The 15,039-nt window shown below is 68.3% G+C and carries 15 protein-coding genes; 13 read left to right on the forward strand and 2 right to left on the reverse strand.

Features of this window, described 5'->3' with window-relative positions:
• The first annotated feature begins 18 nt into the window (after positions 1-18).
• Genes CFP71_RS33780 through CFP71_RS33810 form a run of 7 tightly spaced genes read left to right on the forward strand, consistent with a single transcriptional unit; the run spans position 19 to position 6,678 of the window.
• A complete protein-coding gene (locus CFP71_RS33780; protein ID WP_093938004.1) occupies positions 19-1,056 on the forward strand; it encodes an MCE family protein in 1,038 nt (345 codons plus the stop codon).
• Positions 1,053-2,084, forward strand: coding sequence for an MCE family protein (locus CFP71_RS33785; protein ID WP_167406369.1), 1,032 nt, complete (start codon positions 1,053-1,055; stop codon positions 2,082-2,084). The genes CFP71_RS33780 and CFP71_RS33785 overlap by 4 nt, the downstream gene beginning before the upstream one ends.
• The gene (locus tag CFP71_RS33790; protein WP_093938006.1) at positions 2,081-3,262 is read left to right on the forward strand and encodes an MCE family protein; all 1,182 of its coding nucleotides are present in this window, start codon (positions 2,081-2,083) and stop codon (positions 3,260-3,262) included. Before CFP71_RS33785 ends, CFP71_RS33790 begins: the two co-directional genes overlap by 4 nt.
• On the forward strand, positions 3,259-4,467 hold the full coding sequence (locus tag CFP71_RS33795; RefSeq protein WP_093938007.1) for an MCE family protein: 1,209 nt from the start codon (positions 3,259-3,261) through the stop codon (positions 4,465-4,467). Before CFP71_RS33790 ends, CFP71_RS33795 begins: the two co-directional genes overlap by 4 nt.
• Entirely contained in the window at positions 4,464-5,699 is a 1,236-nt protein-coding gene (locus tag CFP71_RS33800) for an MCE family protein (RefSeq protein ID WP_208636090.1), read from the forward strand. Before CFP71_RS33795 ends, CFP71_RS33800 begins: the two co-directional genes overlap by 4 nt.
• Positions 5,699-6,187 carry a hypothetical protein gene (locus tag CFP71_RS33805; protein ID WP_093938008.1) on the forward strand — a complete coding sequence of 163 codons (489 nt, stop codon included), beginning with the start codon at positions 5,699-5,701 and terminating at the stop codon, positions 6,185-6,187. The genes CFP71_RS33800 and CFP71_RS33805 overlap by 1 nt, the downstream gene beginning before the upstream one ends.
• Positions 6,184-6,678: a hypothetical protein gene (locus tag CFP71_RS33810; RefSeq protein WP_093938009.1), complete on the forward strand. Its 495-nt coding sequence runs from the start codon at positions 6,184-6,186 to the stop codon at positions 6,676-6,678. The genes CFP71_RS33805 and CFP71_RS33810 overlap by 4 nt, the downstream gene beginning before the upstream one ends.
• Before the next feature lie 8 nt (positions 6,679-6,686).
• On the opposite strand, the gene CFP71_RS33815 is transcribed toward CFP71_RS33810, so the two are convergent.
• Positions 6,687-7,190, reverse strand: a complete 504-nt coding sequence (locus CFP71_RS33815) for a hypothetical protein (protein ID WP_093938010.1) — start codon at positions 7,188-7,190, stop codon at positions 6,687-6,689.
• A 176-nt stretch (positions 7,191-7,366) separates the two neighbouring features.
• Here CFP71_RS33815 and CFP71_RS33820 point away from each other — a divergent pair, with 176 nt between their 5' ends.
• From CFP71_RS33820 to CFP71_RS33835, 3 genes are all read left to right on the forward strand, one after another.
• Positions 7,367-8,611, forward strand: a complete 1,245-nt coding sequence (locus tag CFP71_RS33820; RefSeq protein WP_093938011.1) for an aspartate aminotransferase type Ic — start codon at positions 7,367-7,369, stop codon at positions 8,609-8,611.
• A gap of 386 nt (positions 8,612-8,997) precedes the next feature.
• The gene (locus CFP71_RS33830; RefSeq protein WP_093938013.1) at positions 8,998-9,945 is read left to right on the forward strand and encodes a ferritin-like domain-containing protein; all 948 of its coding nucleotides are present in this window, start codon (positions 8,998-9,000) and stop codon (positions 9,943-9,945) included.
• Positions 9,946-10,012: 67 nt separating this feature from the next.
• A complete protein-coding gene (locus CFP71_RS33835; RefSeq protein WP_093938014.1) occupies positions 10,013-11,107 on the forward strand; it encodes an FAD-dependent oxidoreductase in 1,095 nt (364 codons plus the stop codon).
• 332 nt (positions 11,108-11,439) lie between these two features.
• Here CFP71_RS33835 and CFP71_RS33840 read toward each other — a convergent pair whose 3' ends face one another.
• Entirely contained in the window at positions 11,440-13,236 is a 1,797-nt protein-coding gene (locus CFP71_RS33840; RefSeq protein WP_093938015.1) for an AMP-dependent synthetase/ligase, read from the reverse strand.
• Between the two features lie 127 nt (positions 13,237-13,363).
• On the opposite strand from CFP71_RS33840, the gene CFP71_RS33845 reads away from it, so the two are divergent.
• Genes CFP71_RS33845 through CFP71_RS33855 form a run of 3 tightly spaced genes read left to right on the forward strand, consistent with a single transcriptional unit; the run spans position 13,364 to position 15,039 of the window.
• Entirely contained in the window at positions 13,364-13,774 is a 411-nt protein-coding gene (locus CFP71_RS33845; protein WP_167406370.1) for a polyketide cyclase / dehydrase and lipid transport, read from the forward strand.
• A gap of 8 nt (positions 13,775-13,782) precedes the next feature.
• Positions 13,783-14,571, forward strand: a complete 789-nt coding sequence (locus CFP71_RS33850) for a metallophosphoesterase family protein (protein ID WP_093938041.1) — start codon at positions 13,783-13,785, stop codon at positions 14,569-14,571.
• A gap of 27 nt (positions 14,572-14,598) precedes the next feature.
• Entirely contained in the window at positions 14,599-15,039 is a 441-nt protein-coding gene (locus CFP71_RS33855; protein ID WP_093938017.1) for an SRPBCC family protein, read from the forward strand.

A 15,039-nucleotide genomic window follows, 5' to 3' on the forward strand; every position in this document is an offset into this window, starting at 1 on the left:
CGGCGGGAGGGCGGTCCGATGAGGTCCTTCGTTCCGGATCTGATCAAGATCCTCGTCTTCACCGTGGTCACCGTGCTGCTCACCGCGATCCTCGGCGCCACCATCGCGAACACCAACTTCGGCGAGACCTCGGGCTACACGGCCAAGTTCACCGACGCGTCCGGGCTCAAGGAGGGCGACGACGTCCGCATCGTCGGCGTGAAGGTCGGGCAGGTCGGCGAGATCGAGGTCGAGGAGGGCGAGAAGAACTTCGCCCAGGTCCACTTCGACGTCCAGACCAGTCACCGGCTGCCGGCGTCGGTGACCGCGACCATCAAGTACCGCAACCTGGTCGGGCAGCGGTACCTCTCGCTCGGCACGGACATCGGGGACGAGAAGTCGTTGCCGCGCGGCGGGATCATCCCGCCCGAACGCACCAAACCGGCCCTGAACCTGACCGTCCTCTTCAACGGGTTCAAACCGCTCTTCCGCGCGCTGAACCCCGAGGACGTCAACAAGCTCTCCTACGAGATCATCCAGGTCTTCCAGGGCGAGGGCGGCACGATCACCAGCCTGCTCGCGCACACCGCGTCGGTCACCTCGGCCATCGCGGGCAAGGACAAGATCATCGGTGACGTCATCGCGAACCTCAACACCGTGCTCGGCACGGTCGAGAAGCGTTCGCCACAACTCGGCGAGCTGATCGACCAGACGCAGCGGCTGGTCACGGGGCTGTCCGAGCAGCGGCAGCCGATCGGGGACGCGGTCAAGGCGCTGGGCGACCTCACCGTCACCACCACCGGACTCCTCGCCGACGCCCGGCCCGCCATCAAGGACGACGTCGCGCAACTCGGCGCGCTGTCGCAGAACCTCGGCGATTCGGAGCAGCTGATCGACCATCTGCTGCAGGTACTGCCGGGCAACCTGCAGAAGTTCACCAGGACGCTGAGCTACGGCAGCTGGTTCAACTACTACCTGTGCGGGATCTCCGGCAGCATCGGCATCAAGTCGCTCAACATCGAACTGCCGATCACGCCGCTGCCCGGCACGCAGCGACCGGAGAGGTGCGGGCCGTGAAGCCACTCAAGGAACGCAACCAGGCCGTGGTCGGCGGAGTGGCGCTCATCCTGATCGTGCTGGTCACGGCGACGACGTACTTCTCCGACCGGATCCCGCTGTTCGGCAGCGGGACGACGTACTCCGCGTACTTCGGCGAATCGGCCGGGCTGGCGCCGGACAACGAGGTCCAGGTCGCCGGGGTCAAGGTCGGCCAGGTCAGCTCGGTCGAATTGGCGGGCAAGAAGGTGCTGGTGAAGTTCCGGGTGAAGGACGTCAGGGTCGGCGACGCCACCGCCGCGTCGATCGAGATCAAGACGCTGCTCGGTGAGAAGTTCCTCGCGCTGACCCCGAAAGGCGAGGGGAGCCAGGATCCGAACACCACGATCGGGCTCGACCGCACGCGGACACCGTTCGAGCTCCAGGACGCGTTCCAGCAGCTTTCGGGCACGGTCGGCGACATCGACACCGCGCAGCTGGCGAAGAGTTTCACCGTCCTCTCCGACGCTCTCAAGGACAGTCCTCAGTACCTGAAGGACGCGTTGGGCGGTCTTTCTTCCTTGTCCAAGACGGTCTCCTCCCGTGACGGTGACCTGAAGACGTTGCTGGCCAACACGAGCAAGGTGTCCAAGACACTGTCCGACCGCAACGCCCAGCTGAAACGGATCCTCGACGACGGCAATCTCCTGCTCGCCGAACTGCAGAACCGGAAGGACGCGATCAGCACGTTGCTCAAGGGCACGCAACAGGTCTCCGCGCAGCTGTCCGGGCTCGTCGCCGACAACCGGCAGCAGATGAAGCCGACGCTGGAAAAACTCGGGAAGGTCACCGACATCCTGCAGCGCAACCAGGACAACCTCGACCGCAGCCTCGCGCTGATGGCGCCGTTCGCCCGCGTCGGCGCCAACGCGACCGGGAACGGGCGCTGGTTCGAGGGCTACCTGTGCGGGCTGCTGCCGCCGACGATCATCGCGGGCGCCTTCCAGGTCAACCCGGAGGGCTGCACCCCGCCGATCGCGGCGCCGAACCAGGGGGTGGGCGGACGATGAGCGGCAAACCCCGCACGGTCTACACCTGGGTCGCGTTCGCCTGCGTCCTCGTGCTGATCGCGACGGCCGGCCTGTGGCTGGTGTTCAAAGAACCCGGCGGGACGCGGATCAGCGCCTACTTCGGGAAGACCGTCGGGCTCTACGCGGGATCGTCGGTCCGGGTGCTCGGGGTGAAGGTCGGCGAGATCACCGGGGTCACGCCGCAGGGCGAGGCGGTCCGGGTCGACATGCGGATCGACGACGGCACCCCGATTCCTGCCGACGCGGGCGCCGTCGTCGTCGCGCCGAGCCTGGTGAGCGACCGGTACGTCCAGCTGACCCCGGCCTACGAGAGCGGTCCGGAAATGGCCACGGACACGGTGATCGCCAAGGAGAAGACGGCCACACCGGCCGAACTCGACGACCTCTACACGAGCCTCGACAAGCTCTCGACCAGCCTGGGACCCAACGGTGCCAACAAGAACGGCGCGTTGTCCGACGTGCTCGACACCGCGGCGGCGAACCTCGACGGCAACGGGAAGAACCTCAACACCACGGTGACCCGGCTGTCCGAACTGGCCAAGACCCTGGACAGCTCCAAGGGGGACTTGTTCACCACGATCCAGAACCTGAACTCCTTCACCGGCGCGCTGGCCGAAAGCGACAAGCAGCTCAACGAGTTCTACCGCCGGGCGGCGGACGTGAGCGGGTTCCTCGCCGCGGACTCCGAAGACGTGGGCGCCGCGCTGAACTCGCTGGCGACGGCGATGGGCGACGTCGAGAAGTTCGTCGCGGAGAACAAGGACCTGCTCTCGTCCAATGTAGACAAGCTGGCGGGGTTGACGAAGGTGCTCGTGGACCAGCGGGCCTCGCTCGCCGAGGTGATCGACATCGCGCCGACCGGGGCGACCAATTTCATCAACTCCTACGACGCGGCGTCCGGCACGATCGCGGTGCGGGACAACCTGAACGAGCTCACACATCCGCCGATCCTGACCGTGTGCCGCCTGATCAGCGCGAGCACGCCGAAGCCGATCCCGGACGCGCTGGGCAACATCTGCAAGCAGCTCGCGCCGGTCCTCGACGGCACGCTGAAACTCCCGTCGATCCCGCAGGTGCTCGCTTCTTTGCAGAGTGGCGAATTGCCGCCGCTGCCGCTCCCGCTGATCGACGTCATGGCCAAGGGACTCCCGAAATGAGGCGGCAACGGCAGAAGATCGCGGGAGTGATGGCGGGCGTCCTGGTGCTCGCCGGCTGCAGTGACGGCGGTTTCTCGGGGCTGTACAACACTCCCTTGCCGGGCGGCGCCGATCTGGGCGATCACCCGTACCGGATTTCCGCGCAGTTCTCCGACGTCCTCGACCTCGTGCCGCAGGCGAGTGTGAAGGTCAACGACGTCCCGGTCGGCCGGGTCGAGAACATCGACCTGGCGCCGGACACGCGTTCGGCGTGGGTGAACATGGTCGTCAACGGCGACATCGCGCTGCCCGCGAACGCGCGGGCCGAACTGCGGCAGTCGAGCCTGCTGGGGGAGAAGTTCGTCGACCTGCACGCTCCCGAAAAGCCGCAGGGAGCGCTCGCCGAGGGCGCGAAGATCCCGCTGGACCGCACGAACCGCAACCCCGAGGTCGAAGAGGTCCTTGGCGCACTTTCCCTGCTGCTCAACGGCGGCGGGGTCGAGCAGATCCAGAAGATCAGCCACGAATTGAACGAAGCGCTCACCGGCAACGAGGCCGAGGTCCGCGGGCTGCTGTCCCAGGTGGACAAGCTGGCGACCGAACTCGACGGGCACAAGGGCGAGATCCTGCGCGCCATCGACGGCGTCGACAAGCTGTCCAAGACCCTGGTCGGCCAGACACAGAACCTCACGAACGCGCTCGACAACCTCTCGCCGGGGCTCAAGGTCGTGACCGAGCAACGTGATCAGCTCGTCGGCATGCTCCAGTCGCTGAACACGCTGTCCGGGGTCGCGACCGAGACGATCAACGCCAGCAAGGACTCACTGGTGGCCAACCTCCGCGCGTTGCAGCCGACGCTCAAGAAGCTGACCGAGGCGGGACAGGACCTGCCGACCGCGTTGCGGATCCTGCTCACGTACCCGTTCCCGGACTACGCGGGCAACGTGATCAAGGGCGACTACGCGAACGTCGAAGCCAAGATCGACCTGAACCTGGACACGTTCCTGGAGAACATGAACAACTCGTCGCAGCCGATCATCCAGCTGCCGGGTTCTCAGGGCACCGGCACACCCGGCGCGATCCCGTTCTCTGGCGGCGCCGCGCCGCCGGTGCTGCCGCTGCCCGGCGATCTCCCGCAGGCGCCGCAGGCCCAGACGCCTCAAGGGGACGTCCTGGGCGGCGTGCTCGGCGGGATCCTCGGGCCGATCCTGGGAGGTGGCCGGTGATCACGCGCAAGACCAGGATCCAGATGGCGGTGTTCCTCGTCATCGCGGTGGTTTCGGTCGTCTACGCGGGCGGCAAGTACGCCGGGCTGGACCGGCTCTTCGGCACCCGCGGCTACCTCGTCACCGCGCAGCTCGTGGACTCGGGCGGGATCTTCGTCAACGCCGAGGTCTCCTACCGCGGGGTCGCGGTCGGCAAGGTCGCGTCGATGACGCTCACCGAGCACGGCGTCGACCTCGGTCTCGACATCGATTCGGGCGCGCCGAAGATCCCCGCGGACACCAAGGCCGCGGTCGCGAACCGGTCGGCGGTGGGCGAGCAGTACGTCGATCTGCTGCCCATGCACGAAAACGGTCCGTACCTGGCCGAAGGTTCCGTCATCAAACGGGACAAGACGTCGATCCCGCTCGCGCCGGACACCGTGCTGTCCAATTTGGACAAATTGGTGTCGAGCGTGAAGCCGGAATCGCTGAAGACCGTCGTCGACGAGACCTACGAGGCGTTCGCGAACGCCGGCCCGGATCTGCGGCAGCTGCTGGACAGTACCGGTTCGCTCACCGCGACCGCGACCCAGTACCTGCCCGACACCCAGGGCCTGCTGGCGAACTCGCGGACGGTGCTGGACACCCAGCGGCGCCAAGCGGACAACATCACCCAGTTCTCCAGCGGGCTCAAGACGATCGCCGCGCAGCTGAAGACGTCCGACCCGGATCTGCGTCGGGTGATCGACGAGGCGCCCAAGCTGAGCCGCCAGATCAGCGACGTCCTCGCGGTTTCGGGGACGGATCTCGGGGTGCTGTTCGCGAACACGCTCACCACCGCGCAGATCACCTCCGCCCGCACCGACGCGATCGAGGAACTCCTCGTCGCGTACCCGATCATCTCGGCGTTCTCGCGGTCGACGTCGCCGGACGGCACGGGCCATCTCGGCGTCGTGTTCAACTTCTTCGACCCGGTCTCGTGCACGAAGGGCTACGAGGGCACCAAACAGCGTCCCGCCAACGACACCACCGAAGCGCCGGTGAACACCCAGGCCTACTGCGCCGAGCCGCCGGGAAGCCCCACAGGCGTGCGAGGCTCGCAGAACGCCCCGTACGCCGGGAAGCCGCCCGCGGTCCCGGAGAAGCCGAAGCAGACCCCGCAGGCCGCGGAATCGGCCCAGTTGCCGGGAGTGCTGAACCTGCTCACCGGATCCGCGCCGGGCGGTCTGGGCGCGTTGCTGGGCGGCAAGTAGTGCTCACTCGCGCCCTCACCGTCGTCGCCGTGCTGGCGGTTCTCGCGGCCGCCTGGTCCGGCTGGTCGTGGTGGAGCGCCGCCCGGGACGACGGCCTGGCCAGAGGCCGGGAACGCGAGGCCGTCCTCACCGCCGCGTCCGGTCAGCTCGAAGTGCTCAACACGATCGACTACCGCAGCGGGGCCCAGGACGTCGACCGCTGGCTCGGCGTCACCACCGGACGGCTCGGCAAGGACCTCACCGGCGACCGGCAGATCCAGATCGACCGGGCGAACACGAGCAAGACCGTCGCCACCGCCAAGCTCAAGCAGGCCGCGGTCACCGAACTCGACGCCACCGCCGGCACGGCGAGGCTCATGGCGGTGCTGGACGTGCAGGTCAGCACCGGCGGCGGATCGGCCGCGCCCAAGGTGAGCAGGCTGACCGTCGACTACCAGCGCGTCGAGGACGGCTGGAAGGTCAGCGCGGTACAGGCGGCGGGCTCGTGACCGCGCGCACCCCGCGGCTGCTGATCGCGATCATCGTCCTGGCCACCGGCTGCGCGGTGTGGTTCGGCCTCCAGGCGTCCTCGCTGGGCTCGGACGGCAACGCGGCGCTCGTGGACCAGGCAGCCACGGCCGAGGTCGCCGACCAGGTCGGCGCCGGGGTGAAAGCCGTCTTCTCCTACGACTACAGCAACCTGGCACGGACCGAGCGGGCCGCGGCCGACGTGCTGACCGGCGAGGCGACCGGGCAGTACCGGGACCAGTTCGCCTCGGCGCGGAAACGGGCCGAAGAGCAGAAGCTGGTACGCACGACGACGGTCCGCTCGCTCGGCGTCCGGTCCCTGCGCGGCGACCAGGCCGAGGTGCTGTTGTTCCTCGACCAGCAGACGATCGCGGCCGGGGGAGGCGTCCCGCAGTCGACGGTTTCCCAGCTCTCGGTCACCGCGCGGCGCGTCGACGGCCGGTGGAAGATCTCGCAACTGACCGCGCTCTGAATTTCCGGTCAGGAGACGCGTTTCATGTTCGCCGCGGTGATTGCGCCGCCGGAAACGGTGTAAGAGCCGGAGAAAACGCGCGTCGAACCATCGGTCTGCCGGGCCGAGAGGTCGACGTACACGGTGTTCCCGATCGTGCTCCGCACGGTGAGCGCCACCCACGAAGTCGTCGCGTATCCGTTGCTCCAGGAGGCATAAGTGCCGCCTTTCGCCAGCCGCTGACCCCCGAGATTCCATGCGGTGAGGAAATCACGCCGGTTGAGCGCGTCGTAGAAGGCGATCACCGTTTGCGCCACGGGAACCGACGGTGCGGGATAGACGGTCTGCGTCGCGGGCGGTGCGACATAAACCGTCTGCGGCGGGGCCGCGGCGACCGGTGGCTGAATCACGATCGTGTTCGGCGGAGCGGCCACCGCGACGGCCGGAGTCGCCGTTCCCTGATTGGGTACCGCGCACGCGGCCAAGGCGCCCGCCGCCATCAGTGTGATCGCCGCCCATTTCTGCGCTTCCATTTTCTCCCCTTTTCCTCGTGATACCGAAAATGCGGGAAAACGCGGGGGCGTCACTAGGGGATTTGGCCTCGTTACGAATGGTGAAAAACGCGCCGGAACCGTTATCCGATCTTGCGCGCGCGGGCCGAGGGCCACCCTCGTCTCACGCCGATCCACCGCCGGGTTTAGCGTTAGGCATGACCACTGCACCTGTCGATGTCGAGAGCGCCCGCCGCGACTACGCGGCCCTCGTCGACCGTGGCCTCTCCCTGGACATCACCCGCGGCAAGCCGTCCCCCCGCCAGCTGGACCTCGCCGACGGGCTGCTCGCCCTCCCCGGAGACGTGCGCAAGGCCGAGGACGGCACGGACGTCCGCAACTACGGCGGCCTCAAGGGCCTGCCCGAGCTCCGCCGCATCTTCGCCGGACCGCTCCAGGTCCCGGCCGAGCAGCTGCTGGCCGCGGGCAACTCCAGCCTGGAGCTCATGCACGACTCGATCGTGCAGGCCTTCCTCAGCAAGCTTCCGGGCGCCGAACGCCGGTGGGCCGACGAGCCGAGCGTCAAGTTCCTGTGCCCGGTGCCCGGCTACGACCGGCACTTCGCGCTGGCCGAGCGCTTCGGCATCGAGCTCGTCCAGGTCCCCCTCACCGAGACCGGCCCGGACATGGACGTCGTCGAGCGTCTCGTCGCCGAGGACGCCGCGGTCAAGGGCATCTGGTGCGTGCCGAAGTACAGCAACCCGACCGGCGTCACCTACAGCGACGACACCGTGCGCCGCCTGGCCACGATGACCACGGCCGCCCCGGACTTCCGGATCTTCTGGGACAACGCCTACGCCGTGCACCACCTCACCGACGTCGAGGCGCCGCTGGCCGACCTGTTCGCGCTGGCGGGAGAGGCGGGCAACGCCGACCGCGTGTTCGTCTTCGGCTCGACTTCGAAGGTGACCTACGCCGGTGGCGGCGTCGGCTTCTTCGGCGCGTCCGAGGCCAACCTGGCCTGGTGGACCGGCCTCATCGGCAAGCGGACCATCGGCCCGGACAAGGTCAACCAGCTCCGCCACGCGCAGTTCCTGCGCGACGAGGACGGCGTCCGCGAGCACATGCGCAAGCACGCCGAGCTCATCGGGCCGAAGTTCGCGGCCGTCGACGAGATCCTGACCAAGGAGCTCGGCGAATCGGGCCTCGCGTCCTGGACCAAGCCGACCGGCGGGTACTTCATCTCGCTGACCGTGCCGTCCGGGACCGCCAAGGAGGTCGTGCGGCTGGCCAAGGAGGCGGGTATCGCCCTGACCCCGGCCGGCGCGACGCACCCATACGGCGACGACCCCGCCGACGCCGTCATCCGCATCGCCCCGACCTTCCCGGAGCTGGCCGAGGTCGAAGAGGCCATCCGCGGTCTCGCCGTCTGCGTCCGCCTCGCCGCGGCGACGAAGAACTAGTTAGAGGTCCAGGCGAAGAGTGCGTGTCGCGAAAGCCACTTTCGTAACCTTCAAGGTTGCGAAAGTGGCTTTCGCAACGTGGCCCGCCGGGGGCGCCGCTCAGGCGGGCACGCGTGATCAAGGGGACGACACCCGTGCTCAGACGGACGACACGTGTGATCAGACGGACGACACGCGCACGGCCAGGGTCACGCGCCGAGCCGTCTGCCTGGACACGCGTGTCGTCCGTCTGATCACGGGTGTCGTCCGTCCAATCACGTGACATCGTCCGTGACAGGGTGGACGTATCCTGAAAACAGGTCCGAGATCTTCTCCAATCCGGGCCACGAGTGGTTCCGAACGTCCGAGTGGGTGGGTGTGCACCGCAAAGACGAGAGGAACCACTCGTGTTCGGAAAGCCTTTTGTTCGCACCCTGATATCGCGCAGTGCCGAGAACCGCACGGATCGCCGCCGGTTCTTGAAGGCCGCCGGCGCGGCGGGCCTCGGTGTCGTCGGGGCGACGTACCTCGGGGTGCAGGCCACGTCGTCCGCTTCGGCGACGGGTGAGGCCGCTGCCGCCGCGGGCGCTCCCAGTGACGCGGCCGTGCTCAATTTCGCGCTCAACCTGGAGTATCTCGAAGCCGAGTTCTACTCCTTCGCCGTCCACGGCCGCGGGCTGCCGGACGACCTCACCGGCGGCGTCGGCACCCAGGGCGGGGTGGCCGGCGGCAAGAAGGTGATGTTCCACGACAAGGCGCTGCACCAGTTCGCCAAGGAGATCGCGGGCGACGAGGTCGCGCACGTCAAGTTCCTGCGCGGCGCGCTCGGCGAGGCCGCGGTGTCCCGGCCCGCGATCGACCTCAAGGACAGCTTCACCGCCGCCGCGAAGGCGGCCGGGCTGATCAGCGAGTACCAGCAGTTCGACCCGTTCGCCAATGAGAAGAACTTCCTGCTCGCGGCGTTCCTGTTCGAGGACGTCGGTGTGACGGCGTACAAGGGCGCGGCCCCGCTGATCACCAACAAGACGTTCCTGGACGCGGCCGCCGGCATCCTGGCCGCCGAGGCCTACCACGCCGCCACCATCCGGACGTCCCTGTTCGACCGGGACCTCGGCGACGCGGCGGCCAAGATCTCCAACGCCCGCGACGCGCTCGACGGGCCCGGCGACGACGATCAGGGCATCCTGCTCGGCAACCAGGCCAACATCGTGCCCACCGACAACAACGGCGTCTGCTTCGGCCGCGGCGCCGATCGGGTGCTCAACGTCGTCTACCTGAACCCGGGCCCGGTGAAGAAAGGCGGGTTCTTCCCCAAGGGGGTCAACGGCGACATCGTCGCCAGCGGCGGCGCGTGATTCCCCTCTGTCGTGTCGCCGATTCCCCGGTACCGTCGGGTGTCGGCGACACGACAGGGGGTTCGCGGTGAAGGCAGTGATCATCGGCGGCGGCGTCTCGGGCACGGTGACCGCGATGGCGTTGCGGCGGGCCGGGATCGAGGCAAGCGTGCACGAGGCGCACGCGTCCGGCGGCGAGGACGCGGGCGCGTTCCTGACGATCATGCACAACGGCATGGACGCCCTGCGCGCGATCGGCGCCGACGGGCCGGTGATCGCGAACTCCTTCGCCGCCGATGGGCTGGAGCTCGTCACGCCGGACGGGAAGACCGTCGAGCGGCGGTCGTTCGATGTGGACGGTCTCGCTGGGCCGCGCACCTTGACGCGCGCGGCGCTTTACCGTGCGCTGCAAGAGGAAGCGATCTCGCGCGGGATCACCGTCGAACGCGGGAAGCGGCTGGTTTCCGCGTCGCCGGGTGTCGCCCGTTTCGAGGACGGGACCCTCGCCGAGGGCGACATCCTGATCGGCGCCGACGGCCTGCGGTCTGTCCTCCGCAACGTCATCGACCCGTCGTGCCCGCCGCCGCGCTCGACGGGCCTCGACGTCGTCTACGGCTACACGACCGACGCGAGCGTCCCGCAGGCGCCGTCGCTGTACCGGATGATCCAGAGCCTGCACGCCTTCTTCGGCTACACGAGCGCTCCCGACGGCTCGACGTACTGGTTCGCGCGGCTTCCCTCCGCCGAAGGAGTCCGGTCCGGGCTGACCCCGGAGGAATGGCGCACGGCGGCCTTCGTCACCTTCGACGGGGAACCGTTGCCCGCGGCGGAAATCATCGAGTCGACGGGGGACGACGTCTTCGGCGGTCACTCCTACGACGTCCCCTCGACGCCGGTGTGGTTCAACGAGTCGATGGTGCTCGTGGGCGACGCGGCGCACGCGGCCTCGCCCGCCGCCGGGCAGGGCGCGTCGATGGCGCTGGAGGACAGTGTCGTGCTGGCGCAGTGCCTGCGGGATCTTCCTGACGCGCCAACGGCTTTCGCGGCCTACGAACGGCTGCGGCGGACACGGGTCGAGAAGCTGGTGGCGAACAGTGCCGCCGTGTCGTCGTCGACGACGTCCGACCGGGACCGGAACTGGCTCTACCGGCACCACATCGACTGGGACGCGACGATCGGCTGACACGGGTCGCAAGTCCGTGAAGGCCTCCTTTCCTACCCTGAAGGTAGGGAAGGAGGCCTTCACGGCAGGCTCGAAGCACGCGAGTGTCCCGAATGCCCCTTCAGGACACTCAATGTCTCAAGGGTGGCCTTCGGGACATCTCAGTCCGTTGTGGACACTCACCGAGCCGGCGCGGATGTTGCGAAAGCCACTTTCGCAACCTTCAACGTTGCGGAAGTGGCTTTCGCAACGTCGGCCCGCCGAACCCAGCCGCGACTCACCCGACCCGAACGCGCGTGAAGGCCTCTTTCCCGCGACTCAGCCGAGGGAAGGGGGCCTTCACGCACCAAGGGCTACTTCTTGTACAGGGCTTCGATGTCGTTCGCGTAGTTCTTGTTCACGATGTTGCGCTTCAGCTTCAGGCTCGGCGTGATCTCCCCGCCCGCCTCGGTGAAGTCCTTCGACAGGATCGTGAACTTCTTGATCGCCTCGGCCTGCGACACCGCGCTGTTGGCCTGGTCGACGGCTTCCTGGATCTCGGCGCGCAGCTCGGCGTCGTCGGCCAGATCCGACACGGAGGCGTCGGAAGCCTTGCCGTGCTGCGACTTCCACGACGGGAAGTACTCCTCGTCGATGGTGATCAGCGCGCCGATGAACGGCCGCTGGTCGCCGACCACCATCGCCTGGCTGACCAGCGGGCTGGCCTTGATGGTGTCTTCGAGACCGGACGGCGCGACGTTCTTGCCGCCCGCGGTGACGATGATCTCCTTCTTGCGCCCGGTGATCTTGAGGAACCCGTCGCGGTCCAGTTCGCCGAGGTCGCCGGTGTGGAACCAGCCGTCCTCCAGCGCTTCGGCGGTCGCCTCGGCGTTGTTGAAGTAGCCGCCGAACACGACGTCGCCCTTGAGCAGGATCTCGCCGTCGTCGGCGATCCGGACCGAGGTGCCGGCGACCGGCCGTCCCACGGTGCCGACGCGGAATCCGTCCTGGGTGCCGACGCAGGCCGCGGCCGACGTCTCGGTCAGGCCGTAGCCCTCGAACACCGGGACGCCGATGCCGCGGAAGAAGTGCGCCAGCCGTACGCCGAGCGGGGCACCGCCGGACACCGCGGCGACGCACCGGCCGCCCAGCGCCGCGCGCAGCTTGCTGAACACGAGCTTGTCGAACAGCGCGTGCTTGACCTTGAGGCCCAGCCCGGCGCCGCCGGTGTCCTGTGCCTGGCTGTAGGCGACGGCGGTGGCTTCGGCGGCGTCGAAGATCTTGCCCTTGCCGTCACCGTGCGCCTTCTGCTTCGCGCTGTTGTAGACCTTTTCGAACACGCGCGGCACGGCGACGACGAACGTCGGCCGGAAGGTGCCGAGGTCGGCGACGAGATTCTTGACGTCCGACGTGTGCCCGAGGGTCACGCGCGCGCTGAGCGCGGTCACCGCGATGGCGCGGGCGAGGACGTGCGCGAGCGGCAGGAACACCAGCAGCGAGTTGCCCTGCTCCATCAGCTGCGGGAACGCGGCGATGTCGGCGCGGATCTCGGCGAGGAGGTTCCGGTGGGTCAGCTCGACGCCCTTGGGGCGGCCGGTCGTGCCCGAGGTGTACACGATCGTGGCGAGGTCGCCCGCCTTCACGGTGCGGCGGCGCTCGTGCAGGTCGTCGTCGCTCAGCTCGGCGCCCTGCGTGGTGAGGGCGTCGACGGCGGGCTTGGCGGCCTCGATCTGCCAGGTGTGCTCCAGCGTGCCGAGGCGTCCCTTGACGGATTCGAGCGTCGCGAGGTGCTCGTCGGTCTCGACGAACACGCCCTTCGCGGCCGAGTCCGAAAGGATCCAGTGGACCTGCTCGGCCGAGGAGGTGTCGTAGATCGGGACGGTGACCGCGCCGGCGGCCCAGATCGCGAAGTCGATCAGGGTCCATTCGTAGCGGGTCTTGGACATCAGCCCGATCCGGTCGCCCGGTGCGATGCCCGCCTCGGCCATTCCCTTGGCCACGGCCAGAACCTGGGCGGCGAAATCCTTGGCGGTGACGTCCAACCAGGTACCGTCGACCTGGCGGCGGAAACTCACGACATCGGAGAACCGCTCGGCGTTCGCCCAGACGACGTCCGCGAGGTTCTCGTCGTCGGTCACCGGATTGGCGGCGGGGGCGCTGTATTCGCGCACGAGGAACCTCCGTGTTCGCGTGCAAAGTGGTGTGACCGGTGTTACCCGCCAGTCAACTTAGCGTGCCGTGCACCTTAAGACCATGCTGACGAATCGGCCATACCGAGGGCATGACATTCTGCCGCTTGTGAACCAGGCGCCGCCAGCTCTCGACATCGTCGACGAGACCTTCCTCGTGGTCCCGCCCTCCACCGTGGCCGCCGCTTTCGCCGATCCACGATCTTGGTCACGTTACTGGCCGGACCTCGTTCTCGAGGTCTACACCGACCGCGGCGACGAAGGATTGCGCTGGACCGTGCGCGGCGCCTTGATCGGTACCATGGAGGTCTGGCTCGAGCCGGTGCTCGACGGCACTCTGCTGCATTACTTCCTGCGTGCCACTCCCGCCGGTCCGGACGGGGAGCCGCGTGCGCTCCAGGCCCGGGACCTGCGGCGGGAGTTCGACCGCCGCGCCCGTGCCGCCAAGGCGATCGCGCTCGGGCTCAAGGAAGTCCTGGAGGACGGGCGCGAACCCGGGGTCGGTCCCCGGAGCGAGTAGGGGTGGGCATGCGGGTTCACGTGGTGTCGGACGTGCACGGAAACGCCGACGCGCTCAAACGCGCGGGCGACGGCGCCGACGCGCTGATCGTGCTGGGCGACCTGCTGGACTTCGTCGACTACCGCGAGCACGACAAGGGCATCATGGGCGCGCTGTTCGGCGCCGAGAAGGTCGGCGAGTTCGCGCGGCTGCGGCGTGAAGGCACTCGTGATGAGACCGTTGCCTTCTCGCGATCGTTGTGGGCCACTTTGGCCGATCCCGCCGCGGCCGTCGGCGAGGCCATCCACGACCAGTACGCCGTCCTGTTCGGTGCCCTCACCGCGCCGACGTTCGCGACCCCCGGCAACGTCGACGACCCCTCGCTGTGGCCCGAGTTCGCCGGCGACGGCATTTCCGTCCTCGACGGCGGCGTGGCCGAGTTCGGCGGGCTGCGCTTCGGGTTCATCGGCGGCGCGCTGCTCCCGCCGAACGTGGTCCCGCGCCGCAACGGCTTCTGGCGCCCGTACCTGCGCACCCGCGAGGAGTACGACGCCGCGGTCGGCACGCTGGAGGACGTCGACGTCCTGTGCACCCACATCCCGCCCGCCATCCCGGAACTGACCTACGACGTGGTCGCGCGGCGGTCCGAGATCGGGTCGGCGGCGCTGGTGGACCTCATCCGCGAACAGCGGCCGCGCTGGTCGGTCTTCGGGCACGTCCACCAGCCGCTGTCCGCGCGGACGAGGGTCGGCAGGACCGAATGCCGTAACGTCGGTCACTTCAAAGAGACGGCACAGCCGTACGTGCTTCGCTGGTGACACGCGGGCCCGGCTAGAGTTCGGGGCATGGCCGAGCAGTCCACGCAATCCATCGAGGTCGACGCCGAGCCCGAGCGGGTCATGGCCGTCATCGCCGACTTTCCCGCGTACCCGGAATGGGCCAAGGCCGTCCGGGAGACCGAAGTGCTCGGCGAGGACGGCGACGGCCGCGCCAAGCAGGTGAAACTCACCCTCGACGCCGGGCCGATCAAGGACGTCTACACCCTCGAGTACGACTGGGACGCCGACGGCCGGGGAGTCAGCTGGCACCTGGTCAAGGGGCAGATGCAGAAGGCCCAGAACGGTCGTTACGCCCTCGAAGCGCTGGGCGGCGGCCGCACGAAGGTGACGTATACGCTGTCCGTCGAGCTGGCGCTGCCGATGATCGGGCTGCTGCGCCGCAAGGCCGAGAAGATGGTCATGGACACCGCGCTCAAGGAGCTCAAGAAGCGCGCTGAGGCATCCTGA

The organism is Amycolatopsis thailandensis (genome assembly GCF_002234405.1).
Lineage (GTDB): Bacteria > Actinomycetota > Actinomycetes > Mycobacteriales > Pseudonocardiaceae > Amycolatopsis > Amycolatopsis thailandensis.

Coding starts and splice junctions, on each gene's coding strand:
- CFP71_RS33820 (WP_093938011.1), top strand. CDS start 7,367: ATGACCACTGCACCTGTCGATGTCGAGAGCGCCCGCCGCGACTACGCG.
- CFP71_RS33795 (WP_093938007.1), top strand. CDS start 3,259: ATGAGGCGGCAACGGCAGAAGATCGCGGGAGTGATGGCGGGCGTCCTG.
- CFP71_RS33780 (WP_093938004.1), top strand. CDS start 19: ATGAGGTCCTTCGTTCCGGATCTGATCAAGATCCTCGTCTTCACCGTG.
- CFP71_RS33790 (WP_093938006.1), top strand. CDS start 2,081: ATGAGCGGCAAACCCCGCACGGTCTACACCTGGGTCGCGTTCGCCTGC.
- CFP71_RS33815 (WP_093938010.1), bottom strand. CDS start 7,190: ATGGAAGCGCAGAAATGGGCGGCGATCACACTGATGGCGGCGGGCGCC.
- CFP71_RS33855 (WP_093938017.1), top strand. CDS start 14,599: ATGGCCGAGCAGTCCACGCAATCCATCGAGGTCGACGCCGAGCCCGAG.
- CFP71_RS33850 (WP_093938041.1), top strand. CDS start 13,783: ATGCGGGTTCACGTGGTGTCGGACGTGCACGGAAACGCCGACGCGCTC.